This window comes from Archangium lipolyticum (genome assembly GCF_024623785.1).
In the GTDB taxonomy this organism is placed as follows: domain Bacteria; phylum Myxococcota; class Myxococcia; order Myxococcales; family Myxococcaceae; genus Archangium; species Archangium lipolyticum.
In genome coordinates this window covers 275,048-299,869 of record NZ_JANKBZ010000002.1, presented here as the reverse complement: position 1 = coordinate 299,869, position 24,822 = coordinate 275,048, and the positions used below count along the sequence as shown (strand labels likewise).

The 24,822-nt window shown below is 67.9% G+C and carries 25 protein-coding genes; 15 read left to right on the top strand and 10 right to left on the bottom strand.

Translation table 11 applies throughout. The features are described from left to right. Positions 1–24: 24 nt before the first annotated feature. From NR810_RS04910 to NR810_RS04900, 3 genes are all read right to left on the bottom strand, one after another. Positions 25–519, bottom strand: a complete 495-nt coding sequence (locus NR810_RS04910; RefSeq protein ID WP_257448419.1) for an IPT/TIG domain-containing protein — start codon at positions 517–519, stop codon at positions 25–27. 72 nt (positions 520–591) lie between these two features. After that, positions 592–2,121, bottom strand: coding sequence for an FG-GAP and VCBS repeat-containing protein (locus NR810_RS04905; protein WP_257448417.1), 1,530 nt, complete (start codon positions 2,119–2,121; stop codon positions 592–594). 33 nt (positions 2,122–2,154) lie between these two features. Next, positions 2,155–2,601, bottom strand: coding sequence for a hypothetical protein (locus NR810_RS04900; RefSeq protein WP_257448415.1), 447 nt, complete (start codon positions 2,599–2,601; stop codon positions 2,155–2,157). Positions 2,602–2,743: 142 nt separating this feature from the next. Here NR810_RS04900 and NR810_RS04895 point away from each other — a divergent pair, with 142 nt between their 5' ends. Both NR810_RS04895 and NR810_RS04890 read left to right on the top strand, forming a co-directional pair. Further along, positions 2,744–3,799, top strand: coding sequence for an NAD(P)H-dependent flavin oxidoreductase (locus NR810_RS04895; protein ID WP_257448414.1), 1,056 nt, complete (start codon positions 2,744–2,746; stop codon positions 3,797–3,799). 109 nt (positions 3,800–3,908) lie between these two features. Then, positions 3,909–4,382, top strand: a complete 474-nt coding sequence (locus NR810_RS04890; protein ID WP_257448412.1) for an FBP domain-containing protein — start codon at positions 3,909–3,911, stop codon at positions 4,380–4,382. A gap of 71 nt (positions 4,383–4,453) precedes the next feature. On the opposite strand, the gene NR810_RS04885 is transcribed toward NR810_RS04890, so the two are convergent. The 6 genes from NR810_RS04885 to NR810_RS04860 form a co-directional block, all read right to left on the bottom strand. Further along, a complete protein-coding gene (locus tag NR810_RS04885) occupies positions 4,454–5,017 on the bottom strand; it encodes an anthranilate synthase component II (protein WP_257448410.1) in 564 nt (187 codons plus the stop codon). Next, positions 5,014–6,504: an anthranilate synthase component I family protein gene (locus tag NR810_RS04880; protein ID WP_257448408.1), complete on the bottom strand. Its 1,491-nt coding sequence runs from the start codon at positions 6,502–6,504 to the stop codon at positions 5,014–5,016. The genes NR810_RS04885 and NR810_RS04880 overlap by 4 nt, the downstream gene beginning before the upstream one ends. A gap of 203 nt (positions 6,505–6,707) precedes the next feature. After that, a complete protein-coding gene (locus NR810_RS04875) occupies positions 6,708–7,940 on the bottom strand; it encodes a HEAT repeat domain-containing protein (RefSeq protein WP_257448406.1) in 1,233 nt (410 codons plus the stop codon). Positions 7,941–8,021: 81 nt separating this feature from the next. Continuing rightward, positions 8,022–9,071 carry an alpha/beta hydrolase-fold protein gene (locus NR810_RS04870; protein ID WP_257448404.1) on the bottom strand — a complete coding sequence of 350 codons (1,050 nt, stop codon included), beginning with the start codon at positions 9,069–9,071 and terminating at the stop codon, positions 8,022–8,024. Positions 9,072–9,164: 93 nt separating this feature from the next. After that, complete coding sequence (locus NR810_RS04865; protein WP_257448402.1) at positions 9,165–9,818, bottom strand: type 1 glutamine amidotransferase domain-containing protein; 654 nt, start codon at positions 9,816–9,818, stop codon at positions 9,165–9,167. Positions 9,819–9,926: 108 nt separating this feature from the next. After that, entirely contained in the window at positions 9,927–10,373 is a 447-nt protein-coding gene (locus tag NR810_RS04860) for an RsbRD N-terminal domain-containing protein (protein WP_257448400.1), read from the bottom strand. 107 nt (positions 10,374–10,480) lie between these two features. Here NR810_RS04860 and NR810_RS04855 point away from each other — a divergent pair, with 107 nt between their 5' ends. Further along, complete coding sequence (locus tag NR810_RS04855) at positions 10,481–10,939, top strand: GreA/GreB family elongation factor (RefSeq protein ID WP_257448398.1); 459 nt, start codon at positions 10,481–10,483, stop codon at positions 10,937–10,939. A gap of 15 nt (positions 10,940–10,954) precedes the next feature. Here the strand turns inward: NR810_RS04855 and NR810_RS04850 are convergent, their stop codons facing one another. Continuing rightward, positions 10,955–11,758, bottom strand: coding sequence for an SDR family oxidoreductase (locus NR810_RS04850; protein WP_257449303.1), 804 nt, complete (start codon positions 11,756–11,758; stop codon positions 10,955–10,957). A 51-nt stretch (positions 11,759–11,809) separates the two neighbouring features. On the opposite strand from NR810_RS04850, the gene NR810_RS04845 reads away from it, so the two are divergent. The 12 genes from NR810_RS04845 (at position 11,810) to NR810_RS04790 (ending at position 24,822) form a co-directional block, all read left to right on the top strand. Next, positions 11,810–12,079 carry an HNH endonuclease gene (locus NR810_RS04845; RefSeq protein ID WP_257448396.1) on the top strand — a complete coding sequence of 90 codons (270 nt, stop codon included), beginning with the start codon at positions 11,810–11,812 and terminating at the stop codon, positions 12,077–12,079. A gap of 378 nt (positions 12,080–12,457) precedes the next feature. Then, positions 12,458–13,114: a cytochrome c3 family protein gene (locus NR810_RS04840; protein ID WP_257448394.1), complete on the top strand. Its 657-nt coding sequence runs from the start codon at positions 12,458–12,460 to the stop codon at positions 13,112–13,114. Next, complete coding sequence (locus NR810_RS04835) at positions 13,111–16,311, top strand: TAT-variant-translocated molybdopterin oxidoreductase (RefSeq protein ID WP_257449301.1); 3,201 nt, start codon at positions 13,111–13,113, stop codon at positions 16,309–16,311. The genes NR810_RS04840 and NR810_RS04835 overlap by 4 nt, the downstream gene beginning before the upstream one ends. A 3-nt stretch (positions 16,312–16,314) precedes the next feature. Then, positions 16,315–17,757 (top strand): NrfD/PsrC family molybdoenzyme membrane anchor subunit, encoded by a 1,443-nt coding sequence (gene nrfD, locus NR810_RS04830; protein ID WP_257448392.1) that lies wholly within the window; start codon positions 16,315–16,317, stop codon positions 17,755–17,757. Between the two features lie 3 nt (positions 17,758–17,760). After that, positions 17,761–18,315, top strand: a complete 555-nt coding sequence (locus NR810_RS04825; RefSeq protein ID WP_257448390.1) for a DUF3341 domain-containing protein — start codon at positions 17,761–17,763, stop codon at positions 18,313–18,315. Beyond that, positions 18,312–18,884: a c-type cytochrome gene (locus NR810_RS04820; protein ID WP_257448388.1), complete on the top strand. Its 573-nt coding sequence runs from the start codon at positions 18,312–18,314 to the stop codon at positions 18,882–18,884. The genes NR810_RS04825 and NR810_RS04820 overlap by 4 nt, the downstream gene beginning before the upstream one ends. After that, positions 18,881–20,092 (top strand): hypothetical protein, encoded by a 1,212-nt coding sequence (locus NR810_RS04815; protein ID WP_257448386.1) that lies wholly within the window; start codon positions 18,881–18,883, stop codon positions 20,090–20,092. The genes NR810_RS04820 and NR810_RS04815 overlap by 4 nt, the downstream gene beginning before the upstream one ends. Continuing rightward, on the top strand, positions 20,089–20,565 hold the full coding sequence (locus NR810_RS04810; protein ID WP_257448384.1) for a hypothetical protein: 477 nt from the start codon (positions 20,089–20,091) through the stop codon (positions 20,563–20,565). Before NR810_RS04815 ends, NR810_RS04810 begins: the two co-directional genes overlap by 4 nt. Before the next feature lie 23 nt (positions 20,566–20,588). Then, positions 20,589–21,464: an SCO family protein gene (locus tag NR810_RS04805; RefSeq protein WP_257448382.1), complete on the top strand. Its 876-nt coding sequence runs from the start codon at positions 20,589–20,591 to the stop codon at positions 21,462–21,464. After that, positions 21,461–22,510: a cytochrome c oxidase subunit II gene (gene coxB / locus NR810_RS04800; protein WP_257448380.1), complete on the top strand. Its 1,050-nt coding sequence runs from the start codon at positions 21,461–21,463 to the stop codon at positions 22,508–22,510. The genes NR810_RS04805 and coxB overlap by 4 nt, the downstream gene beginning before the upstream one ends. Next, entirely contained in the window at positions 22,494–24,167 is a 1,674-nt protein-coding gene (locus tag NR810_RS04795) for a cbb3-type cytochrome c oxidase subunit I (RefSeq protein WP_257448378.1), read from the top strand. Before coxB ends, NR810_RS04795 begins: the two co-directional genes overlap by 17 nt. Beyond that, on the top strand, positions 24,157–24,822 hold the full coding sequence (locus NR810_RS04790; protein WP_257448376.1) for a cytochrome c oxidase subunit 3 family protein: 666 nt from the start codon (positions 24,157–24,159) through the stop codon (positions 24,820–24,822). The genes NR810_RS04795 and NR810_RS04790 overlap by 11 nt, the downstream gene beginning before the upstream one ends.

Here is a 24,822-nt window from a genome sequence, read left to right as displayed (position 1 = left end):
AGGTGACCCGGCGGAGAGGGGGACTCAGGCCGTGGCGGTGAAGCCCTGGGATTTGGTCCCGGAGGTGCCGGTGGTTGGATTCTTCACCACCACGTCGTAGGACCCCGCCTCGGAGGCCATCACGATGGCCTCGAGCTCCGTCGTGCTCACGGACTTCACCGACTTCGCCTGGAGGGTCACACCGGGCTTCTGGAGCGTCACCTCGGCATCCGTCGGGAAGTTGGTCCCGGAGATCGTCACATGCACCCGCGTGTTCACCTTCCCGGTGTCGGGCGAGACGCCCGTGACGGTGATGTCGGCGCCACCCCAGAAGAACACCCGCCGGCCCTGGCCGAGCAGGGCGTGGTTGCTCAGCTCCTCCGCGAGGTGCTTGAGCATCCCTGCGACGTTGCCCGACTGAAGCTGCTTCAGGGACTCGGGCGGGATGCCGTACTTGGCGCAAAGCTCGTCAGGGTTGTCCGAGAACTGCCTACGCACGTCGGGATTGCGGATGTAGTCCGACAACAGATGGATGAGCACGCGGGGCTCCTGGAAGAGTGGCCGCAGCTTGCCAGGGAGGAATCGCGCGATCCAGACGGGAGCAGTTCCTCGTCAGGGATTGGCGCAACCTCCGGAGGTGGGCTCGTACCAGCTATAGAGGAAGTAGCTGGCCAGGTTGGGCGTGGAGACGGCGGTGAAGACGTCGAGCACGGGCGAGGTGGTGTACTCCACCTCCAGCGTCTCTCCCGGCCCGAGCGGCCGCTTCAGGGAGATCCAGTTCCCACCGGGTGCCCAGGCGAAGCGCTCCACCGGGGACCCGTTGCGCCGCACCGACTTCACCGAGAACACCTGGCGCTCCTTCAACGTCACCACCGAGAGCGGAGTCTCCGATTGGAAGGACTGGGAGCAGGAGCGTACCGCCTTGTTCCGCAGATCTCCGACGGCCAGTTGCTGACCGATGGCGCTCACGGAGCCCTGGTAGCCGCTCTTGTGCTCGAAGGAGGTGCTCGTGCCCTGGAAGAAGACGACGGGCGCGCCGGAGAACTGGATGCCCATCTGGCTCGTCAGCAGATCCAACCAGCCATCGCCGTTGACGTCCGCGAGCAGCACCTTCGAGCTGTTCTGGGCGGTGGTGTTGCTCCAGACGGGCTGGGTCCCCTGGGACGGCTGGTAGAGGAAGAAGCCGGTGGTGCAGGGCGAGGCGTTCTCACAGTTGAGGCCGGCCGCGAGGGCCAACCGGTTCCCGCTCCCCACCCGCCCGACATCCAGGCCATAGAAGCAGGACCCCGGGGACGTGCGCGGCGAGGAGCGCCAATCCGGCGAGCCCTGGAAGGGCACCGGCCGGCCCGCCCGAGCCTGTCCGTAGAAGACCGCGACATCCGTGGCGGCGAAGGCGAGATCCATCCGGCCGTCCTGGTCGATGTCCGCGCCCAGCACCGAGGTGGACTTCAGCCGCACCTCGCTCTTCCAGGCCGGCGTGCCGCTCAACCCCTGGCCATCGTTGAGGTAGATGCGCTGGTGGCCACCCGGGGACGTCCCATCCGGGGGCTCGTTCTCCTGCAACACCGCCACGACCAGGTCGAGGTCTCCATCTCCGTCCACGTCCGCGAAGGTGCAGCCCGTCGGCATGAAGCCGGAGTCGGTGTGGTAGGAGGGCACGGCCTCCAGCGTCCCGCCCCGGTTGAAATAGACATCCACCCGGCCCGAGCCCCCGTTGCGAAGCTTGTCGAAGGGAACCGCCGCCGCCACGTCGGGCAGACCATCGCCGTTGATGTCTCCCACGGCGAGCCCACCATGGTAGTCATAGCCCTCGGAGAACCAATCCGGGGTGGCGCCGCCGGGGAACGGCTGCTGCGCCGACTTGCGGTTGTAGAAGGCCACGAGCCCCTGGGGAGCCACGTCGTTCCCGTTGGCCATCACCAGATCCGTCCAACCATCTTGGTTGATGTCCACCAGGGCGGCGCCCGTGGAGAAGTTCCCCATCATGCTCAGGGAGTTCGACGGCCCCGCGGTGTAGACGCGGTTGATGGGGGTCGTCGCGGGGGCGGGCTGGAAGAAACGGCAGGCTGGGGAGACCCCCACCAGCAGCGCCAGCCCCCCCCAGGACAGGACACATCGGAGGCGGAGAAGAGAAAGGCTCACACACGGGTTCTCAATCCACCGCCGAGCACGCTGTCAAGGGACGGTGCGACGAGAGAGCACCACGCCCGAGGGCGACACGGCATAGGACTCGAACCAGCCGGGGATCCGGTTCCTCGAGCCGCCGCACCTGTCGAACCGCTCGTCCACGGTGACGTAGTACAGGCCGCGCCACTTGGAGACCCGGACATCCAGCGCCTCCGCCGGGCTCGGGCACCGGGCGAAGAGCTCGCTCCGCGGCCCGAGCGACTGGATGACCTCACGGATGACGACACTGGCCGCGAGCGCCGCCCCACCATCCATGGAGCCCAGGTTCGTGACCTCCGTGATGTCCCTCCTGCCCGGCCACGAGACGTTCCCTCCAGGCCCGCGGGAGGTGGTGGTGCTGGAGGTGGTGGCACAACCCACGCAGCCGAGGACGGACAGCACCTGGAGGAGAGAGAGGCACCAGTGGGAGACAGGACGAGGGATGCACTTCATCATGGGCCACCTCCATCAACGGGACGTGACCATCATCCGGTATGAGTCCATCTCAGAGCATCATGAGGGATTCCTCTCTTCCTCATGGTTTCGTCATGACGCAGCATGAGCCTGGATGCCGGAAGACTCACGCGGAGGCAGGCCGATGGACACGTGGCGTCAGCTCGCGAACCAGCTCGGAATCGAACACCCCATCATCCAGGCGCCGATGGCGGGCGGCAGCACGACGCCGGAGCTGGTCGCCGCCGTCTCGAACGCGGGCGGGCTGGGCTCCGTGGGCGCCGCCTACCTGAAGCCCGAGGACATCGTGCGGTTCGGTCAGCGGGTGCGAGAACTCACCGATCGGCCCTACTCCATCAACCTCTTCGCGCCCCAGCCGCCTCCCGGCGAGGTCGACCCGAGCCGGATGCTGGCGGTGCTGGCCCGGCATCACCAGGAGCTCGGGCTTGCGCCTCCGCGCCCCCCCACCTCCCCCTTCCCTCCCTTCGAGGAGCAGGTGGACGCCGTCGTGGAGACCGGTATCCGGCTCTTCAGCTTCACGATGGGGATTCCACCGCCCGCGGTGCTCGAGAGGCTGAAGGCGCGGAAGATGGTGCTCATGGGCACCGCCACGAACGTGCGAGAGGCGAAGCTGCTCGAGGCCGCGGGGGTCGACATCATCATCGCGCAGGGCAGCGAGGCCGGTGGACACCGGGGCACCTTCGCGGAGCCCTTCGACGCCGGGATGGTGGGCACCATGGCCCTGGTCCCGCAGGTCGCCGACGCGGTGCGCCTCCCGGTGGTGGCGAGCGGGGGCATCATGGACGGGCGGGGAATCGCCGCCGCGCGCATGCTCGGGGCCAGTGGCGTGCAGTTGGGGACGGCATTCCTGAGCTGCCCGGAATCGGGCGCCTCTCCTGCCTACAAGGCCGCGCTCCGTGCGGCGCGGGACGAGTCGACCCTCATCACCCGGGCGCTCTCCGGCAGGCCGGCGCGCGGCCTCCCCAACGCCCTCACGGAGGAGCTGGGGAATTCGGAGGACATCCTCCCCTTCCCGCTCCAGCACGCGGCCACGAGCCCGCTGCGGAGCGCCGCGGCGGGCCGGAACGACCCCCGCTTCATGACACTCTGGTCGGGTCAGGCCGCGCCGCTCTCCCTGGGCATTCCCGCGGCGGAGCTGGTGCGGAAGCTGATCGCGGACACCACGCGGCTCCTCGGTTGAGCAGCGGCCGGCCCACCAGGGGCTCGTGCCGCACAGGAGCGTGCACCTACCGCGCCCAAGACCTTATGAAGGGGGGTGCACGGGCGCACAGGCCGCCCAGGGAGACGACATGTTCCGGATCGAAACAGAGAAAGACCTGCTGCAAGCATTCCGCCCGAGAGACCGGAAGACGCTCGAGCTCCCCGAGGGCATCAAGTTCCCGCTCTTCGTCCGCGACTACCTGGCGTGGACGGAGCCCGCCGGGACGCGGGTGTTCCTGATGCTCCCCTCGCCGGGCGACAGCAGGCGGCCCATGGGCATCGCGTTCCGCCGGGACTCGCAAGGCGGTGGGCCGGGCTCGTGCATGTGCGACTGGTGCCACTCCTACGGCGCGGCGGACGAGATCGGGCTGCTCACCACGGACGTGAATTCGAAGCGCCGGGTGGGCATCAACCTGTGCATGGACCTGCGCTGCAAGGAGAAGCTGGAGTCGGTGGCGGACCGGTCCGGCCGGCACCCGCTGGAACTCATGCAGCCGCTGATGGAACGCATGGTCCGCTTCGCGCGCGAGGCGCTCGGGGTCGACACCGTTCCACAAGACTGAGCGCGGCGGCTACGGTCCGTGCGAAACACGGGGCCCGGCGGAGTGCACGGGCCCCGCTCCGAGGCGCCTGACTACAGGCGCCCGTCGAGGAAGTTGCGCACCAGCTTCGGGCCCTCGGGGGTGAGGACGCTCTCGGGGTGGAACTGCAGGCCCACCACGGGCCGCTCGCGGTGGCGCAGCCCCATGATGAGCCCTTCCGGCGTCCATGCCGTGGCCTCCAGCTCCGCGGGCAGGCTCGCCGCCTCCACCACCAGCGAGTGATAGCGCGCCGCCTGGAAGCCCTGGGGCATGCCCTCGAAGATGCTGCGGTTCTCGTGGCGGATGGCCGCCGTCTTGCCGTGCACCGGCTCTGGCGCCCGCACCACCTTGCCGCCGAAGACGGCTCCGATGGACTGGTGGCCCAGACACACGCCCAGCACCGGCACCTTCGCGCCGCGGATGGCCTCCATGCTGACCCCGGCCTCCGTCGGCGTGCACGGCCCCGGCGACACCACCAGGTGCGACGCGCCCGAGGCCGCCACGCCCGCGGCGTCGATCTCATCGTTGCGAGCCACCTTCACCTCGGCACCCAGCGTGTAGAGGAGCTGCACGAGGTTGAAGGTGAACGAGTCGTAGTTGTCGATGACGAGGATCACCGCACACCTCCCTCACGCGCCTGCTTCAGGGCCGTGGCGAGCACCCGCGCCTTGGCCTCCGTCTCATCCGCTTCCTTCGACGGCACCGAGTCCGCCACGAGACCCGCGCCCGCCTCCCACATCGTGCGGTCCCCATCGATGAAGAAGGTGCGCAGGGCGATGGCCAGGTCGAGTGCGCCGCAGAAGGACAGGTAGCCCACCGCGCCCGCGTAGGGGCCACGGCGCGTGGGCTCCAGCTCGTCGATGATCTGCATCGCGCGAATCTTCGGAGCCCCCGACACCGTACCCGCGGGGAAGGTGTAGGCCAGGGCGTCGAGCGCGTCGTACTTCGCGTCGAGCTTCCCGCGCACCTGCGAGACGATGTGCATGACGTGGCTGTAGCGCTCGATGACCATGAGGTCCTCGACACGCACCGAGCCCGGCGCGGCCACACGGCCCACGTCGTTGCGGCCCAGGTCCACCAGCATCATGTGCTCGGCGCGCTCCTTCTCGTCGGCGAGCAGCTCCTTCTCCAGGGCCAGGTCCTCGGCCTCGGTGGTACCGCGGCGGCGGGTGCCGGCGATGGGACGCACCACGACATCGCCCTCGCGCACCTGCACCAGCAGCTCCGGGGAGGCGCCCACCAGCGCGCGCGCCTCTCCCAGCTCGATGTGGAAGAGGTACGGCGAGGGGTTGATGCGACGCAGCGCCCGGTAGAGAGAGAGCGGCGGCGGAGCGCCACGGGCCTCGAAGCGGCGGGCGAGCACCACCTGCATGCAGTCACCGGCGCGGATGTACTCCTTCACCCGCTCCACGGCGGCCTCGTAGCCAGCGCGGTCCCAGTGGACGGAGACCTCCGCTTCGCCGCGCATGGGCGGGTTGGGGACGTAGGCATCCACGGGGAGCGGCCGGAGCAGGCGCTCGGCGAGAGCCTCGGCGCGGGCCTCGGCATCCCTGAGGGCCTGGGCGGCGCTGCCATGACGGGATGGCCGGGCGATGACGGTGGCGTGCAGCGTCTGGGTGCGCGAGTCGTGGGTGACGAACTCATCGCACAGCAACCACTCGGAGTCGGGGAAGGAGATGTCAGGCGAGTGCCGGTCGGGCACATGGCGCTCGAACCAGGACATGCAGTTGTAGCCGAGGTAGCCGACCAGGCCGCCGACGAAGGGGGGCTCACCGGGGAGGGTGGCGACGGCATGCTCGCGCCAGACGGAGCGGAGGACATCGAGCGGCTTGCCATCCAGACGCTGAGACTGGTCGCCGCGCCAGAGGGTGCCGCCGTTGCGGTCGAGCCGGAGCCGGCCGGAGGGAGCCGAGCCGACGTGGCTGTAGCGGCCGAAGCGCTCGCCACCGTGGCAGGACTCGAGGATGAAGCCGCGCGCGCCACCGAGCTTGAGGTAGGCGGACAGCGGGGTGTCGAGGTCGGCGGGGAGCACGACCGAGACGGGGACCGCCTCGCCCTTCTCCGCGCGTTGGCGGTAGGCCGCCTTGCGCTCCTGAGCGTTCATCAGTTCCTCTGTGTAGGCCCCCTCTCCCTCTGGGAGAGGGTTGGGGTGAGGGTCTTCGTGACCAACACTCCGTCACTGGGGGGTAGCCTCCGTTATCCCCCGTCCGGCGCGGCCGGAAAAGGGCCTCTCCGCCAGCGCGCCGGCTGCCCTCTGGCTTGACAACGAGGAACGACCCCCTGGCCACCCGCCTGCCCGGGGAAGGCTCACCGGGGACATTCGGCCAGCTTCACATCGGCCCTGGCGCGGCGTGCCTGGGCGAAGGCCGTCTGGAACTCATCGCCCGACAGCGTCCACAGCACGCGGCACAGGGACGCCTCGGCGGCGCGCCGGACGGAGGCATCGGGGTCATTGAGGGAGGGGATCGCCAGCTCGAAGTCATGACGCGAGGCACCGCGCTTCTCCATCTGGTGAAGCGCGGCCTTGCGGACGCGGGAGGACGGATCCCGCAGCGCGAACATCAAGACCTTGCTGAAGTCCTCTCCTGCCCGCCCGCCCAGGTGCGCGAGGGCGCGCTCACGAAGGTGCTCGGGAGGGCGCCGCTCCTGGATGACATATAAGGAGAAGCGCACGGCATCCTCGGGGAGCCGCCGCTCGAACAAGGAGAGGAGGGCCGCGCTGGAGTCCTCCACATCGGCGGGCAGGGAGGCCTCGGCCAGGCGGCGGATGTCCTCGTCCGTGCCGATGAAATCGAGGGCCTCGGTGGCGAGGTGGTACAGGTCCTTCGCCTCGCTGGGGTCGCGCAGCACCTCCAGCCAGAAGCGGCTCAACTCGGGAGCGCCGCCGCGGCGATCGGCCTCGTGCGCGCGTATCAACAGCTCCCTGGCGATGCCGAAGCGCACGGACGTGCGGGTCTCCCGCCGGAAGGCCTGAATGAGAGAGGCGGTGCTCGGAGGAGGAGGCAGCGCGCCCCGGGTGATCCGGTTCGTGGACAGCTCGATGCGGAAGGGAGTGCCCTGGAACAGGGAGTCAGCGGGAGGGGGACGTTGAGGCATGGACACGATGCGGGGGACGCGCAGGGTGAGCACATCGCCATCGAGTTGGGGCGACTCCACCCAACTGACGCCACAAGGGGTCTCGACGAGCCGCCGCCGCTCGGAGGGCAGGAGCGGGGACCCCAGGGACCACTGACCGCTCTCCTTTCCCTCGGGTCCGTAGGCGACCACCGTCTCCGAGAAGCTTCGGATCAGGACCACATAGCGGCCATCCGCCGAAACGAGGGCCTCACCCCGGGAGAGGCCATACTCGAGCTCACGTTGCCAGACGACCTTGCCCGCCCGGTGGTCGAACAGGGTGAGCGAAGCCCTGGGGGAATCACCCTGCGGCTTCATGGACAGCTCGAAGCGCTCATCGGGAGTGCGCAGCGTCCAGGGGTTGGGCACAGCGCGCGAGCACGCCAGCACCACCCCGGGCCCCAGCAGCACCAGGGCCGCGAGCAAGAGTCCCCCCACCCTCTTCCAGGCTTTCATCCGGGCAACGGTAGCGCCAGTGGCGCGAGCACCTCAACCCGAACGACGGACTCAGCGCCCTGGGCCGTAGAGCCACTCGAGGCCGCGCCACACGTCATCGCGCCAGGCCGAGTAGTTGTGACCGCCGTGATACTCGCGGTACTCCGCCCGGTGACCGGAGGACTGGAGGACCGGGAGCATGCGCTCGTTGCCCTCGACGAGCGCCTCGAAGTGGCCGCAGTCCATCCACACGTCGAGTGGCCGGGACGGGGCCCTGCGAGCGAGGTCGAACACCACGAAGTCGCGGTCCCACACGCTGAAGGCGCCCGACTGGGAGAGCACGTGGCCGAAGACCTCCGGGGCGCGCAGCCCCGTGTACAGGGAGATCAGCCCGCCCAGGGACGCGCCGAGCACGCCATGGACGCCGGGCTCGCGCTTCTCGTCGAGGAGGTTCAACTCCTTGCGAGCGAGCGGCAGGACGATGCGCAGCAGGAAGGCCAGGGTGGCCTCGCTGCACGTGTACTCGACGGTGCGAGCGTGGCCGCCGTTGGCCACCATGGCCAGGGCGATGGGGCGGATGCGGCCCTGGGCGATGAGGTTGTCCACGAGGGTGTGCAGCTTCGCGCGCCGCAGGTAGTCCGGTCCGTCGAACACCACCACCAGGGGGCAGGGCTCGGAGGTGGGAGGCGCGTAGAGGAACACCGCGCGCTTCCGCCCCACACAGAACTCCTGTGTCTCCACCAGGTGGCGCGAGACGAGCCCCCGTGGCACGTCCCGCTGCCGCCGCGAGAGGGGCGTGGGCCCGGACTCGGGCATGTGGAAGTAGTGGTTGAAGTCCCCGAACCCGTTGGGAGTGAGGCGCGAGTTGAACGCATCGCGCACCCGCTGCCCCTTCGCATCCAGGAAGGCGTACTCCACATAGGTGTCACGAGGCAGCGTCAGCGTGTGCGTCCACAGCCTCGGCGCCACCTCCTTCAGGGGGATGGGCTCACCCGACCAGTCCTGGAAGTCGCCCGCGACGGACACGGGCTTGCGCCCGCGCCAGACGAAGGTGGCCTCCTCTCCATCGATGACCGGCGAGCCCTCGGCGCGGGCCCGCTTCTCCAGCGTAATGGCGTCCATATGATTCACCCCAAGGCCGACGGGATGGCATCGGCGGCCACGAAGCTGAATGCCATGATGGAGAGGCTGGGATCCACCGAGGGCGCGGAGGGGTCAGCGCGCGAAGGCGGTGCGCAGGGGGCGGATGGACACCCATCCCAGCAGGGCGGTGAGCAGCCATCGGCCCCAACGCATGCGAGCCTTCACCGGGTGGTTGCGAGGGGCGTGCTCGTCGAAGAGCTGCACCATGCCCTCGATGAAGTGGGGCAGGTCATGCGGCCCGCGGCTGGAGAACCACCGCGCATCGCGCACGCCCGATTCATCCAACCACTCTCCGCCCGCGTTGCGGATGTCATCCTTGATACCGGGCCACGAGGCCAACCTGCGCCCGCGCACCAGGCCCGCGGACACGAGCACCCAGGGACCATGGCACAGTGTGGCGATGGGCCGGCCCTGCTGGTCGAACTCGCGGACGAACTGGAGCACCTCCTCGCTCTGGCGGAGGGCATCCGGGTTGACGAAACCTCCGGGGATGAGGAGCGCGTCGAAGTCGTCGGGACGTACCGCTTGCACCGTCTCGTCGACGCGGACCTTCTTGCCCGGGTACATCAGGTTCATCCCGCGGATGCGGCCCTTGTGCAGGGAGATGATGTCCACCTGCGCGCCCCGCTTGCGGAGCGCCTTGACGGGAATGGTGAGCTCGACCTGCTCGAAACCATCCGCGGCCAGCACCCCCACCCGGACACCCTTCAGAATCTTTTTCGCCATACCTGTGCCTCCCGGTCTTCGGACCCGAGAGATCGTCCGCATCCCCCTCGCGCCCGGCACGCGGGGCTCCCCAGGCGGTAGGGCGGCCAGGGGAGCATTGCCCCTGGATCAATGGCCCATCGACTCGGTTGCCTCCCGCGAGGCGCCGTAACGGACCAGCACCTGCCGGGCGAACTCCGTCGTGCAGACCGTCACCACGTCGTCGAGGTCCTGATTGAGGTGGAGCACCTCGACGGGCGCTACCCCGGCTGGCTCCTCGACCCAGAGGCCGATCAGCACCTCGCGCAGCACCGCGAGCTCGGCCAACACCTCCACGAGGTCGAACTGGTCCCCGACCCGCTGGAAGGCGTGCTCCCGGGAGAGCATCCGGGTGCCATAATCATTGGTCGAGGCGCGCTCACGGAGCCGCTCCGCCAGCCAGTCGAGCAGGTGCGGGACGTGATTCTCCAGACTCTCCTCGGAGAGTTTCCGTGCATCACTGAGCGTGCGCACCATCTCCTTCCAACGGACGAGAACCTCTTGTTTGTGGTTTTCAATGAGTTGGGCGAGTCCCATGGTTGTTTGAATGTCTGTGTGCCCGGTGGAACCCACAAGACCCCCCTGTCCTCCGGGACAACGGACATACCCCCAGGCAGGATGGCGACCATCCGGGAGGGAGCACGATGTCGAAGGCCTTCACGAAAGAGGACTCCGGTGGGGACGAGGTTCTCCTGCCCCCCCGCCCCCGCTCGGCCTCCGGAGAGAAGCGGCACATCACGCCCGAGGGCTACCGGGCCCTCCAGGAAGAGCTCGCGGCGCTCACGGACCCCGCCTCGCGCCGGGCGCTGCAGCTCGCCGCCATCCTGGAGGAGGTCCAGGTGGTCACCACCGAGATTCCGGACGAGGAGCACGTCTACTTCGGCGCGTGGGTGACGCTCGAGGACGAGGAAGGCGAGGAGACGACGTACCGCATCGTCGGTCCGGACGAAGCGGACGTGAAGGAGGGCCGCCTCAGCGTCGAGTCCCCGCTGGCCAGGGCACTCATTGGAAAGGAAGTGGGCGAGTCCATCCAGTTCGAGCGCCCGCGCGGAGCCATCGAGTACACCATCGTCCAGGTGTCCTACCGTCCGCCCGTGTCCTGAGCGTCGCGGGCAGCGTCAGGGCCGCACCTGCTTCATCATCCGCACGGCGAGGCGGTCGACCACGCCCGGCACGAGCGCCTTGATGGCCATCATCAGCCTGGCGGCCGGCATCATCACCACCTCGCGCTCGCGGCGCTCCATGGCGCGAAGGATGAGGTTCGCGCAGGTGGGCGCGTCCATCATCTTGTTGCTCTTCTCCTCCACGGTGTCCCCGTGGCCGGCGATTCCGTCGGCGCCGAGCGCCCGCGAGCGGATGGGGGTGACGACGAATCCGGGTGACACGACGAGCACGTCCACCCCAGTGCCATCCAGCTCGATGCGCAGCGAGTCGAAGAACCCCTGCATCGCGTGCTTGCTCGCGGCATAGCCGCTGCGGCCGGGCACGCCGCTCTTCCCCGTGAGCGAGGAGACGGCGACCACCAGGCCCCGCCGCGCCTTCAGATGCGGGAGCGCGAAGTGCGTGCAGTAGACCGACCCGAGGTAGTTCACCCGCATGAGGCGCTCGAAGAGGGACAGGTCCGTCACCTCCTCGAACCGGGCGCTCATCGTCACCCCCGCGTTGTTCACCAGGAAGTCGATGCCGCCGAACGCCTCCACGGAGCGCTCCACCAGGCGCCGGCAGGACTCCGGGTCGCTCACGTCCGTGGCAACCACGAGCGCCCTTCCTCCGGCCCGCTCGCACCGCTGCTTCACCCCGGCCAGCAGCTCCTCGTTGCGCGCCGCGAGCACCACGTGGACCCCGCGCCCCGCGAGCGCCAGCGCCAGCTCTTCTCCAATTCCCGAGGACGCCCCGGTGATGACCGCCGTCTTTCCTCTCATCATGGGGCCCCATGCTGGCACGCGGGCTGCCTCCTACCTATTAGAAGAGGTGTGAGCTCCTCCAAGCGCCGCCGCATCCTCGACATCGTGGCCACCGACGCCACCTTCGAGCGCACCGAGTACCGCGGCCGCGAGATCTGGCTCGGGAAGTGCTTGCACTGCAACGCCCATCTCCTGATCGGCCTGGCGTGTGCACGCTGCAACCAGGGCAAGGGCAGCCGGCATGATCGCCACTACCACCGGGATGCCCGGGTCCGGGAGCTGGTGGAGCGCCTGCTACAGAGACGTCGCGACCGGTGGCGCGATCCGGACGACGCTTGAGGCTCCAGGGGTTCAACCCCCCTTCCATCTCGTAGAAGCCAACATCATCCGGACAAGTTTGCAGCCGCGCCACAACGCCGTGGGTCGTGGTATCCCCCCGTTCGCGGACAGAGAAAGGTTGACAGCCAGATAATGATGCTCGATGGTCACGCGCCGCGTTGGGACGGGACGAAGAGGAGGGACCCCGCCCACGGCAACTCTTCAGTTGGATGGGGTCGGGCGTGTCCGCATGCCTCCTGCCAGGGCAGGGGCCGTCGCAGCCACAGCAACGCCGTGCATGATCTTCTTGTTCCAGTCTCCCTGTGCCGTCTCCGCGCCAGCCGCACCGTCCTCCCGGTCGCGTCTGTCGGAGCCCACTGACTAGCCCCCGGTCCTGGTATGAGCGGTCCTCTCTTCCCACGCTGGACGAACACGGTGTCGCGGGCTTCCGCCGCGGCGCTTCTTGCAATCCCCGCGATCGCCCTTGGCGGTCTGATGGCGTACGTGCGTTCTCCGTTCGTCACCAATCAGAACCGCCCGATCGAGCAGCCGATCGAATTCGATCACCGGCACCACGCCGGTGACGAGCAGATCGACTGTCGCTACTGCCACTTCTCCGTGGAGAAGTCGCCGTCGGCGGGTATCCCCTCCACCACCGTCTGCATGTCCTGCCACGCGCAGGTGTGGAACAAGAGCCCGTACCTGACCCTGGTACGGCAGGCGTACTTCACGGATCAGCCGATTCCGTGGGTCCGCGTCCACAACCTGCCGGACTTCGTCTACTTCAACCACGCCATCCACGTCGCCAAGGGCGTGGGCTGCGTGACCTGCCACGGGCGCGTGGATCAGATGGCCGCCATCGAGCAGTACGCGCCGCTGACCATGCAGTGGTGCCTGGATTGCCACCGCAATCCCACGCCCAACCTGCGCCCGCAGGAGTTCATCACCAGCATGACCTGGGAGCCCAAGCCCGAGGAGGCCCAGGCGCTCGGGGAGAAGCTGTTCAAGGATTACGACGTTCACGCGCGCACGAGCTGCTCCACATGCCACCGCTGAAGCCCAAGCTCGACGGAGCCCCCATGAAGGACACCCCTACCTCCTTCGCCCTGCCGGTCGTCTCGGACAAGGCCGAGGCCGCCCCCGCGCACGACCACGCGCATGACGTCGTGGCCGACGCGCTCGACCACGCCGCCGCCCACAGCGTGGCCGCCGAGGGCGCTTACGGGAAGACCTACTGGCGCAGCCTCGAGGAGATGCTCGGCAAGCCCGAGCACCTCGAGGAGACCCGCCCCGAGTTCCCCGAGGGCGCGGACCTGCCCCCCACCGGCGTGGCCCGCCGTGAGTTCATGCAGCTGCTCGGCGCCTCGCTGGCGCTGGCCGGCGCCACCGCCTGCTCCACCCGTCCGGTGGACGAGCGCATGGTGCCCTACACCCGCACCCCGCCCGAGCTCGTCCCGGGCAACCCGCTCAACTACGCCACGGGCATGACGTTCGGGGGTCACACCTCGGGCATCCTGGTCGCCGCGCGTGAGGGCCGCCCCATCAAGGTGGAGGGCAACCCGCAGCACCCGGTGAACCTGGGCGCCGCCGGTGTCTTCGAGCAGGCCTTCCTGATGTCGCTGTACGACCCGCAGCGCGCCCGCGTGCTGCGCTACCGCAAGGAGCCGCGGTCCCTTCGCACCTTCGGCGAGGAGATCTTCGGCCTGGTGGGCAAGTCCGTGCAGGAGAACGGTGGCGCCCGCGTGCGCTTCCTGACCGAGCCGAACACCTCGCCGGTGCTCGACCACCTGCGCTCGCGCGTCCAGCAGCGGCTGCCCAACGCCCGCTTCACCAGCTACACCTCCGTCGACCAGGACCCCGCCAACGAGGGGACGCGCGCGGTGCTCGGCCAGCCGGCCACCGCGGTGTATGACTTCGCTCGCGCGGACGTCATCCTCTCCCTGGATGCGGACTTCCTGGAGAGCCGCCCGGCCAACCTGGCCTACGCCCGCGCCTTCGCGAAGCGGAGGGATCCGTCCGAGGGCAACCTCAACCGCCTCTACGTCTGCGAGCCGCGCTTCACCATCACCGGTGGCATGGCGGATCACCGCCTGCGCGCGAAGTCCTCCGAGGTGTTCGCCGTCGCCGCCGCCATCGCCTCGCGCGTGGGCGGAGGGGCCGAGGGTCTGGGCGCCGCCGCGGCCGCCAAGGCGCAGCTCAACGCCAACCACCAGAAGTGGGTGGACGCCGTCGCCGCCGACCTGCGCGCCAACGCGGGCAAGTGCGTGGTGGTGCCCGGTGAGCGTCAGCCCGCCGCGGTGCACGCGCTGGCCGCCGCCCTCAACGCGGCGCTCGGCAACGTGGGCCAGACGGTGCGCTACATCCCGGCGACCGTCTCCGAGGCCACCAGCGCCGCCGGTCTGCGCCCGCTCGTGGAGGAGCTCAAGAACGGCGCGGTGGACCTGCTGGTCATCACCGCCTGGAACCCGCTCTACCGCGCGCCGGTGGACCTGGGCCTCCAGGAGCTGTTGGATCCGGCGAAGAATCCCAACCGCGGCAAGCTGACCGTCGTCTACACCTCGCTCTTCGAGGACGAGACGAGCGCGTACGCCGACTGGTTCATCCCGGCCGCGCACGAGCTGGAGGCCTGGGGCGATGGCCGGTCCATCGACGGCACGGTGTCCATCGTGCAGCCGCTCATCCAGCCGCTCTTCAACGGCGTGCCCACCTCGGAGCTGCTCGCGCTGTTCCTCGGTGAGCCGTACCGCAGCAGCTATCAGATCCTCCGCGACTTCTGGCGCACCAAGGCCCCGAGCGCGGCGGACTTCGAGACGGCCTGGGAGACGTGGGTGTCCGTGGGCATCGTCCCCGACACCGCCCCGGCGGCCCTCGCCGGCGCCCCCACCGTGGACGGCGCCCGCGCGCTCGTGGATGCCTACACCCCGCCCGCCCCCGTTGGCGCGGGCGAGGTCGAGGTGAACTTCGTCCCGGACTACAAGGTCTACGACGGCCAGTTCGCCAACATGTCCTGGCTGCAGGAGCTGGCGGATCCCATCTCGAAGATGACGTGGGACAACGCGGCCTACATCAGCCCGGCCACGGCCAAGGATCTCGACCTCAACCCGGGCGACGTGGCGAAGCTCACCTACGGTGGCCGCTCGCTGGAAGTGCCGGTGTGGATCATCCCCGGCACGGCGGACGGCGTGGTGGTGCTGCCCCTGGGCTACGGCCGCACGGGTCTCTTCGAGACGGTGGCCCGGAACGTGGGCTTCAACGCCAACCTGGTGCGCAGCGTGAAGGCGCCCTGGTTCGACGGCGGCGCGAAGCTGGAGAAGACGCGCAGCACCCACAAGTTCTCCCTCACCCAGAGCCACTGGCGCATGGAGGGCCGCCCGCTGGCCCTCGACATGACGGTGGCCGCCTACCAGCACGAGCTGGAGCTGGAGAAGAAGAAGGCCAGCCCGCTGCTCGCCCGCGTGCGCGGCGAGAACGCCAACCTCCTGCCGGAGTTCAAGTACGAGGACTACCGGTGGGGCATGGCCATCGACCTGGCCCGCTGCACGGGTTGCTCGGCGTGCGTGGTGGCCTGCCAGTCGGAGAACAACATCCCCGTGGTGGGCAAGGAGCAGGTGGCCCGCAGCCGCGAGATGCAGTGGCTGCGCATCGACCGGTACTTCTCCGGCGATGAGCTGCACGACCCGGAGATGGTCATGCAGCCGGTCATGTGCGTGCACTGCGAGAAGGCGCCCTGCGAGTACGTGTGCCCGGTGAACGCCACCGTCCACTCGGACGAGGGCCTCAACGACATGGTGTACAACCGCTGCGTCGGCACGCGGTACTGCTCCAACAACTGCCCGTACAAGGTCCGCCGCTTCAACTACCTGCACTACAGCGCGGACAAGACGCCCACGCAGAAGATGATGATGAACCCGGACGTCACGGTGCGTAACCGCGGCGTCATGGAGAAGTGCACCTACTGCGTGCAGCGCATCGAGCGCGTCCGCATCAAGGCGCGCGTGGAGAAGCGGCCCATCTTCGAGAAGGAGCTGCAGACCGCCTGCGCCCAGGCGTGCCCCACGGAGGCCATCGTCTTCGGCACGCTCAGCGACCCCAACGCCCAGGTGACGAAGCACCACCACGACCTGCGCGCCTACAAGCTGCTGCACGAGCTGGGTACCCAGCCGCGCACCGCCCACCTCATCCGCCTGCGCAACCCCAATCCCGCCCTCGCGCCCGCCAAGCCCGCCGAGGGGCAGCCCGAAGGAGGCCACTGAGTCATGGCCGAGACCGCTGCACATACCGCCTCGCTCGACCCGCTCGAGCCGCGGCCGCTCGTCGCGCCTCACCACGACGACAAGAGCCTCAACGAGACCCTGCTGGACCACGTGTGGGCCAAGCCCGGTAAGGGCTGGTTCATGCTGTTCGGCATCGCCCTGGCGGGCCTCGGCCTGCTGGTGCTCGGAGTCACCGTCACCCTGGCGCGCGGCATCGGCGTGTGGGGTAACAACCAGCCCAACGGCTGGGCCTTCGACATCATCAACTTCGTCTGGTGGGTCGGTATCGGTCACGCCGGTACGCTCATCTCCGCCATCCTCCTGCTCTTCCAGCAGAAGTGGCGCACCAGCATCAACCGCTTCGCCGAGGCGATGACGCTCTTCGCCGTGTGCTGCGCGGGTCTCTTCCCGCTGCTGCACACGGGCCGTCCCTGGTTCGCGTTCTGGCTCTTCCCCTACCCCAGCACCCTGGGCGCCTGGCCGCAGTTCCGCTCGCCGCTGGTGTGGGACGTGTTCGCCATCTCCACGTACCTCACCGTGTCCGCGCTCTTCTGGTTCGTGGGTCTCATCCCCGACCTGGCGGCCCTGCGTGACTCGTCCAAGGGCAAGCTGCAGCGCACCATCTACGGCCTGTTCGCCCTCGGCTGGCGCGGCTCCGGCCGTCACTGGCACAACTACAAGATCGGCTACCTGCTGCTCGCCGGCCTCTCCACCCCGCTGGTGGTCAGCGTGCACACGATCGTGTCCTTCGACTTCGCCACGGGCCTCATCCCCGGCTGGCACGCCACCATCTTCCCGCCTTACTTCGTGGCCGGCGCCGTGTTCAGCGGCTTCGCGATGGTGATCACGCTCATCGTGCCCGCCCGCAAGTACCTCAAGCTCCGGGACGTCATCACCGACCGCCACCTTGAGAACATGAACAAGGTCATCATGGCGACGGGCCTCATCGTGTCCTACGGGTACCTGATGGAGCACTTCATCGCCTGGTACTCCGGCAGCCAGTATGAAATCTGGACCTTCTACGTGAACCGCGCGCGCGGTCCGTACGCCGGGGTGTACTGGCTGATGATCGCCTGCAACGTCATCACGCCGAACATCTTCTGGTTCAAGAAGTGCCGGACCAGCATCCCCATCATGTGGGTGGCGTCCATCGTGGTGAACATCGGCATGTGGTGCGAGCGCTTCATCATCATCGTGACGTCGCTGACGCAGGACTTCCTGCCCTCCTCGTGGGACCTGTACAGCCCGACCTGGGTGGACTGGTGCATCTACGTGGGCACGCTGGGCCTGTTCAGCACCCTGTTCCTGCTCTTCCTCAAGTTCGTCCCCGCGGTCGCGGTGAGCGAGGTGAAGGAGCTCCAGCTGGAGCTCAAGCACGCCGCCCACCACGCCGCCCACGGCGCGGAGACTGGCGCCGCCGGGACCCTCACCCACGGAGCGCACTGAGCCATGTCCGCCGAGACCAAAGTGCTGGAGAGCTGGGTGCTCGCCGAGTTCCCCTCCCCTGACGTCCTCGTGGCCGCCACCCAGCAGATGCGGGAGAAGGGCTACGAGGGCATGGACACCTACTCGCCCTACCCGCTGCACGGTGGGTCCGAGGCGCTGGGCCTGCCGCCCTCGCGCGTGCCCTTCATCGCCCTGGGCGGGGCCCTCACGGGCATCATCACGGCCATCTCGTTCCAGGCCTACATGAACGGCCTGGACTACCCGCTCAACGTGGGTGGCCGTCCCGTGCTCAGCATCCCGGCCTACGTGCCCATCACCTTCGAGCTGGCGGTGCTGCTGGCGGCCTTCGGAATCTTCTTCGGGCTGCTGGGGCTCAGCCGGCTGCCGCAGCCCTATCACCCGGTCTTCGAGAGCGAGGAGTTCCGCAGCGCCTCCACGCACGGCTACTGGCTGAGCATCCCGAAGGCCCTCACCACCGCCAAGGCGGAAGACATCATGGACCAGCTCAAGGCACTGGGCGCGACCCATGTGACCGTGGTCACGGGAGAGAAGGAATGAGGTGGCTCATCCCCGCCGCGGCAGGGCTCGCCCTGGCCGGCTGCAACGTCCCGTCCGAGTTCCTCCAGCGCATGGAGTCTCAGGCGAAGTACGAGTACTACGAGACGAGCGAGTTCTGGGCGGATGGCAAGGCCATGCGCACCCCGCCCGAGGGCACCATCCCGCGTGAGCGTCCGGTGGGCAGCCCCGGTCTCACCACGGGCCGCGTCAACGGCACGCTCGTGACGTCCATCCCCAAGGAGATCGAGCTCAACCGTCAGGTGCTCGAGCTGGGACAGAAGCAGTACAACATCGTTTGCGCGCAGTGCCATGGCCGGCTCGGCGACGGCAACAGCGTGGTGGCCGAGAACATGGCCCTGCGTCTGCCGCCCTCCCTCCAGGAGATCGCCAACAAGCCGGACGGGCACTTCTTCGCCGCCATCACCGAGGGCTACGGCATCATGCCGTCCTTCGCCGGCGAGCTGAACATCCAGGAGCGGTGGGCCGTGGTGGCCTACGTCCGTGCGCTGCAGCGGGCCCGCACCACCCAGGTGGGCGGCCAGCAGCCTGTTCCTCAGGAGAACCGATGATTGCCGTGGATCGTTTCAACGGCGGGTCCAAGGTGATGACGCTGGCCGGGGCCGTGGGTGTCCTCGGCCTGGTGCTGACCGTCGTGGGCTTCTTCACCGCCCCCCAGCCGGCGCTGTTCAGCTACCTGCTCGCCTTCACCTACTGGCTGGGCATTTCGGTGGCCTCCATCATCATGGTGGCCATCTTCCACACCGCCAAGGTGAAGTGGACCACCATCCTGCGCCGCTCCATGGAGACCATGGGCTCTAGCGTGGTGCTCTTCGTCCCGCTCGTGCTGCCCATCGTCTTCGGGGCCAAGCACATCTTCCCCTGGGTGGACCCCGCGGCCTGGGTGTTCCCCGGCACCGAGGGCCTGAAGTACACCGAGGTGGAGCTGCACCACCTGCACCACAAGCACCCGTACCTCAACCTGACCTTCTTCTACATCCGTCAGGCCATCTACTTCGGGACGTGGATCTTCGTGGCGTGGCGGCTGCGCGGCTGGAGCACCGAGCAGGACACCAGCGGCGCGCTGGATCTGACGGTCAAGCTGCGGCGGTTCTCGCCGGGCGCCCTGCCCTTCCTTGCGCTGACCATTACTTTTGCTGGTTTCGACTGGCTGATGACGCTCACGCCGCTCTGGCAGTCCACCATCTTCGGCGTCTATTACTTCGCCGGTAGCTTCCTGGCCGCCTTCTGCGTGCTGACCATCGCCACCGTGAACGCCCAGGGCAAGGACGAGTACGGGACCCTGGTGACGACGGCGCACTACCACAACCTCGGAAAGCTGATGCTGGCCTTCACGGCCTTCTGGGCCTACATCGCCTTCTCCCAGTTCCTCCTCATCTGGATCGCCAACCTTCCGGAAGAGGCGGGCTGGTTCAAGCTGCGCATCGAGGGCGCCTGGCGGCCCCTGTCCATCGCCCTGTTCCTGATGGGCTTCGTGCTGCCCTTCTTCACCCTGCTGTCGCGCAACCTGAAGCTCAAGCCGCGGCTGCTGGCCATCGTCGCCGTCTACCTCCTGGTCATGCACGCGGTGGACATGTACTGGCTCATCTGGCCGGCCTACTCGCCGCAGGGCCCGTCGTTCCACTGGACGATCCTCACCGCCTTCGTGGGCGTGGGTGGGCTGGCGGTGGCCGGAGCCATCTTCCTGGCCCGGGGCCGCTACTCGCTGCCGGTGAAGGATCCCTACATCTCGGAGTCCCTGAGGTACGTGCAGCCATGAAGAAGACCGAGTCGGAGCTCGAGTCGCGCGTCATCCGTGGCGCGCATGGCGTGGCCGCCGAGGAGGACCACATCCTCACCGGCAAGGTCGTCCAGGTGGGCGTGGGCGCCCTCGTCATCTTCATCGTCGGCGGCATCTGGGCCTGGCGCCTGCAGATCGCCACCACGAACGAGTTCGCCCCCGAGGGTCCCGCCGAGATTCCGGCCCTCATCACGCCGGACAAGGACCACAAGACGGCCTACGAGATCGGCATCGTGAACCAGCGTCTGTTCGAGCAGGACACGCACGCCGAGGAGAAGATCCACGCCCAGAGCCAGGCGCTGGACAACGGCTGGGCGGAGGAGCCCGGTGTGGTGGCGCGTCCCACCATCTCCCAGGCCATGGACCAGGTCATCGCCGAGCAGACGGCCAGCCGTCAGACGCCGCCGCCGGAGCCCACCCCCGCGCCGCAGCCGGCGCCCCAGCAGCCGTAGTTTCGCGGTAGAGAAGAAGCACCATGATGTCCACCCCTCCCTCCTCTTCTCTGTCTCTGCGCGCCGGGATGGCCGCGCTGCTCCTGGCGTTGGGTACCGGGATGCCGGCGTACGCCCTCCCGGGCGGTGGCAAGACGCCACAGAGCATCATCGACGCCCAGTCCGACACCCCGCCGCAGGTGCGTGGCGTGGACGTGGAGGAGCACCTGGGCGAGCTCGTCTCGCTGGAGGCCCGCTTCACCGACGCCCAGGGCAAGCCCGTACAGCTGCGCGACGTGCTGCCCCGGACCCGGCCGGTCCTGCTGACGCTCGTGTATTACAATTGCCCACTGCTCTGTAACCTCGTCATCAACGAGCAGATCCGCAACATGCGCGAGCTGGGGCTGGAGCTGGGCAAGGACTACGAGGCAGTGACGGTCAGCATCGACCCGAAGGACACGCCGGCGCAGAGCCTCGAGCGGCGGCGGCGGCACCTGCAGTCCATGGGACTGCCAGAGACGGCGCCCTGGCACTTCCTCACCGGCACCGAGGAGAACATCCGCCTTGTGGCGGACGCGGTGGGCTTCAAGTACTCCTACGACGCCAGCACCCAGCAGTACGTGCACCCCGCGGTGGTGATGGTGTTGACGCCGGAGGGCGCCATCTCGCGCTACCTCTACGGCACGTCCTTCCGGGTCCAGGACATGAAGCTGGCCCTGGTGGAGGCGGCGGGTGGCCGGGTGGGTACCAGTTTCGACCGCATCGTCCTGACTTGCTTCAAGTATGACACCGCCACCCGGCGGTACGGCTTCTACATCTTTGGATTCCTCCGGATAGGCGCGCTCATGGTCTTCGCCGCGCTCGCGACCATGCTCGCCTACTACTGGAGGCGTGAGCTGAAGAAAGGCGCAGCAGCATGAACGAGTTGCTGAACAACATCCTGTTCCTTCCGGAGCGGGCGTCGACCTTCGCGGAGCGGGTAGACCACCTGCACTACTTCGTCGTCGGCGTGACGATGCTGATGTCGTTCGCCGTGGGTACGACGGCGATCTTCTTCTTCTTCCGCTACCGCCGGCGCTCGGACACCCAGACGACCGAGTACGTGGTGCCGTCGGTGAAGACGGAGTTCCTCTTCGTCTCGCTGCCGCTGCTCTTCTTCCTCACCTGGTTCGTCATCGGCTTCCGGGACTTCGTGTTCGTCTCCACTCCGCCCAAGGACTCGATGGACGTCTACGTCATGGGCAAGCAGTGGATGTGGAAGTTCTCCTACCCGGAGGGCCCCAACGGCGTGAACGTGCTGCACGTGCCGGCCAACCGCCCGGTGCGCCTGCTGCTCACCTCGCGCGACGTCATCCACTCCTTCTTCGTGCCCTCCTTCCGCATCAAGATGGACGCGGTGCCGGGCCGCTACACGCAGACCTGGTTCGAGGCCACCAAGCCCGGCACGTACCAGATCCTCTGCACCGAGTACTGCGGCCTCTCCCACTCGAAGATGCTGGGTGAGGTGGTGGTGCTCTCCCCCGAGGAGTGGGACGCGTGGGTGAAGGAGCAGCGCAAGGGCAGCCTGCAGAACCGCCAGGACGCCCTGGCCGACCTGAGCTTGGTGCCGCAGCCGGCCCGCATGGCGGAGCAGGGCCAGAAGGTGGCGGCCGAGGTGGGCTGCTTCAAGTGCCACACCGTCAATGGCGAGCCGCACATCGGTCCGACGTTCCTCGGCATGTACGGCAAGCAGGAGACGCTGCAGGACGGCCTGAGCCTGCGCGTGGACGAGGCCTACATCACCCAGTCCATGATGGACCCGGGAGCCCACCTCGCGGCCGGCTTCCCCAACGTCATGCCCACCTTCCAGGGCAAGCTGACGGGGCCCCAGACGGCGGCCATCGTCGAGTACATCAAGACCCTGCGCACCCCGGACATCCGCACCGGCGCTTCCTCTCAAGGACCTGTCTATGAGCCCATCCAGTAGCATCGCAGCCGAGCCGGGCGCCGTGCCCGCGCCGGATGAGCATCACGAGCACCACCCGAGCTACCTCGTCGATGGCACCACGGTGAAGTCGTGGCTGCTGACGCTGGATCACAAGCGCATCGGCGTGATGTACCTCATCTGGGTCCTGCTCTTCTTCCTCATTGGCGGCATCTACGCGCTGATCGTCCGCCTGGAGCTGCTGACTCCGGGACCGACCATCATCGACGCGATGACGTACAACCGCGCCTTCACCATGCATGGCGTGGTCATGATCTTCCTGTTCATGATCCCCGCCATCCCCGGCGCCTTCGGCAACTTCATGCTGCCGCTGATGCTGGGCGCCAAGGACGTGGCCTTCCCGAAGCTGAACCTGGCCTCGCTCTACCTGCTGCTGAGCGGCGCGGTCATCGCCATCTGGGGAATGATCAACGGCGGTATGGACACGGGCTGGACGTTCTACACCCCGTACAGCACGCACACGACGACGACGGTGGCGCCCATCCTCTTCGGCGCGTTCATCATCGGCTTCAGCTCCATCGCCACGGGCCTCAACTTCATCGTCACCACGCACACCATGCGTGCGCCGGGCATCACCTGGTTCAAGATGCCGCTGTTCGTGTGGGCCATGTACGCCACGGCGTGCATCCAGGTGCTGGCCACGCCGGTGCTGGGTCTGGTGCTCCTGCTGGTGGTGGGTGAGAACATCTTCCACTTCGGCATCTTCGATCCGGCCCGCGGTGGAGACCCGGTGCTCTTCCAGCACCTGTTCTGGTTCTACTCGCACCCCGCCGTGTACATCATGGTGCTGCCGTCCTTCGGCGTGATGAGCGAGGTGGTGGCCACCTACAGCCGCAAGAACATCTTCGGCTACCGCGCGGTGGCGTTCTCGTCGCTGGGCATCGCCTTCGTGGGCTTCTTCGCGTGGGGCCACCACATGTTCGTGTCGGGCCAGTCCACGTTCAACGCGGGCGTGTTCGCGGTGCTGACGATGCTGGTGGGCGTGTTCACCGCCATCAAGGTCTTCAACTGGGTGGGAACCGTCTACAAGGGCGCGGTCGACTTCAAGACGCCCTTCGCCTACTTCTGCGGCTTCCTCTACTTCACCGTGTTCGGCGGCATGACGGGCGTGGCCTTCGCCACGGCGTCGCTGGACGTGCCCTGGCACGACACCTACTTCGTGGTGGCGCACTTCCACTTCATCATGGTGGGCGCGACCATCATGGCCTTCATGGCGGCGCTCCACTACTGGTTCCCGAAGATGTTCGGGAAGACGTACCACGAGGGGTGGGGTCTGGTGTCCGCGGCGCTCATCATCCTGGGCTTCAACGCCACGTTCATCCCGCAGTTCCTCCTGGGCAACGCGGGCATGCCGCGGCGCTACTACGAGTACCCGGAGCGCTTCCAGACGCTCAACGTGGCCTCGACGGCCGGAGCCTCGCTGCTGGCGTTCGGCTTCATCATCTCCGCCATCTACCTGGTCTACGCCCTGGTGTACGGCCAGCGCGCGTCGGCCAACCCGTGGCACAGCCGCGGCTACGAGTGGCTGACCGCGTCGCCGCCGCCGACCCACAACTTCGTGGGCCCGCAGCCCACCTACACCGAGGAGCCCCACCTGTACGTGGGCCCCGAGAAGTCCGAGGTGCCCGATGCAGTCTAGCTCCGCCGCCGGTACCGCCGGCGCTCCTCACGTGCCGCACGTGGCCGCGCACTTCGCCTCGCGCGAGGTGCAGGACCACGCGGCCCGGCTGGGCATGTGGCTGTTCCTGGCCACTGAAATCCTGCTCTTCGCCGGCCTGTTCGTCTGCTACGCGAACTACCGCTTCCTCTTCCCGGATGCGTTCGCCGAGGCCAGCCGCCATCTGGACCTGACGATGGGCACCATCAACACCCTGGTGCTCATCACCTCCTCGTTCACCGCCGCCATGGCGGTGCACTACGCCAAGGAGGGGGAGAACAAGAAGGTGGTGTGGATGTTCGTCCTCACCATCCTGATGGCGCTGGGCTTCCTCGTCATCAAGTACTTCGAGTACGCCCACAAGTTCCACGAGCACCAGCTGCCGGGTCCCTACTACGCGTACCCGGGCATCCAGCTGCCCGGCGTGTCGATGTACTTCACCATCTACTTCCTCTCGACGGGCCTGCACGCCTTCCACGTCATCGTCGGCATGATCGTGCTGGGCTGGGTCACCCTCAAGGCGATGAGGAACGAGTTCAACTACAGCAACTACACCGCGGTCGAGCTGGGCAGCATGTACTGGCACCTCGTCGACCTGGTGTGGATCTTCCTCTTCCCCATGCTGTACCTCATCTAA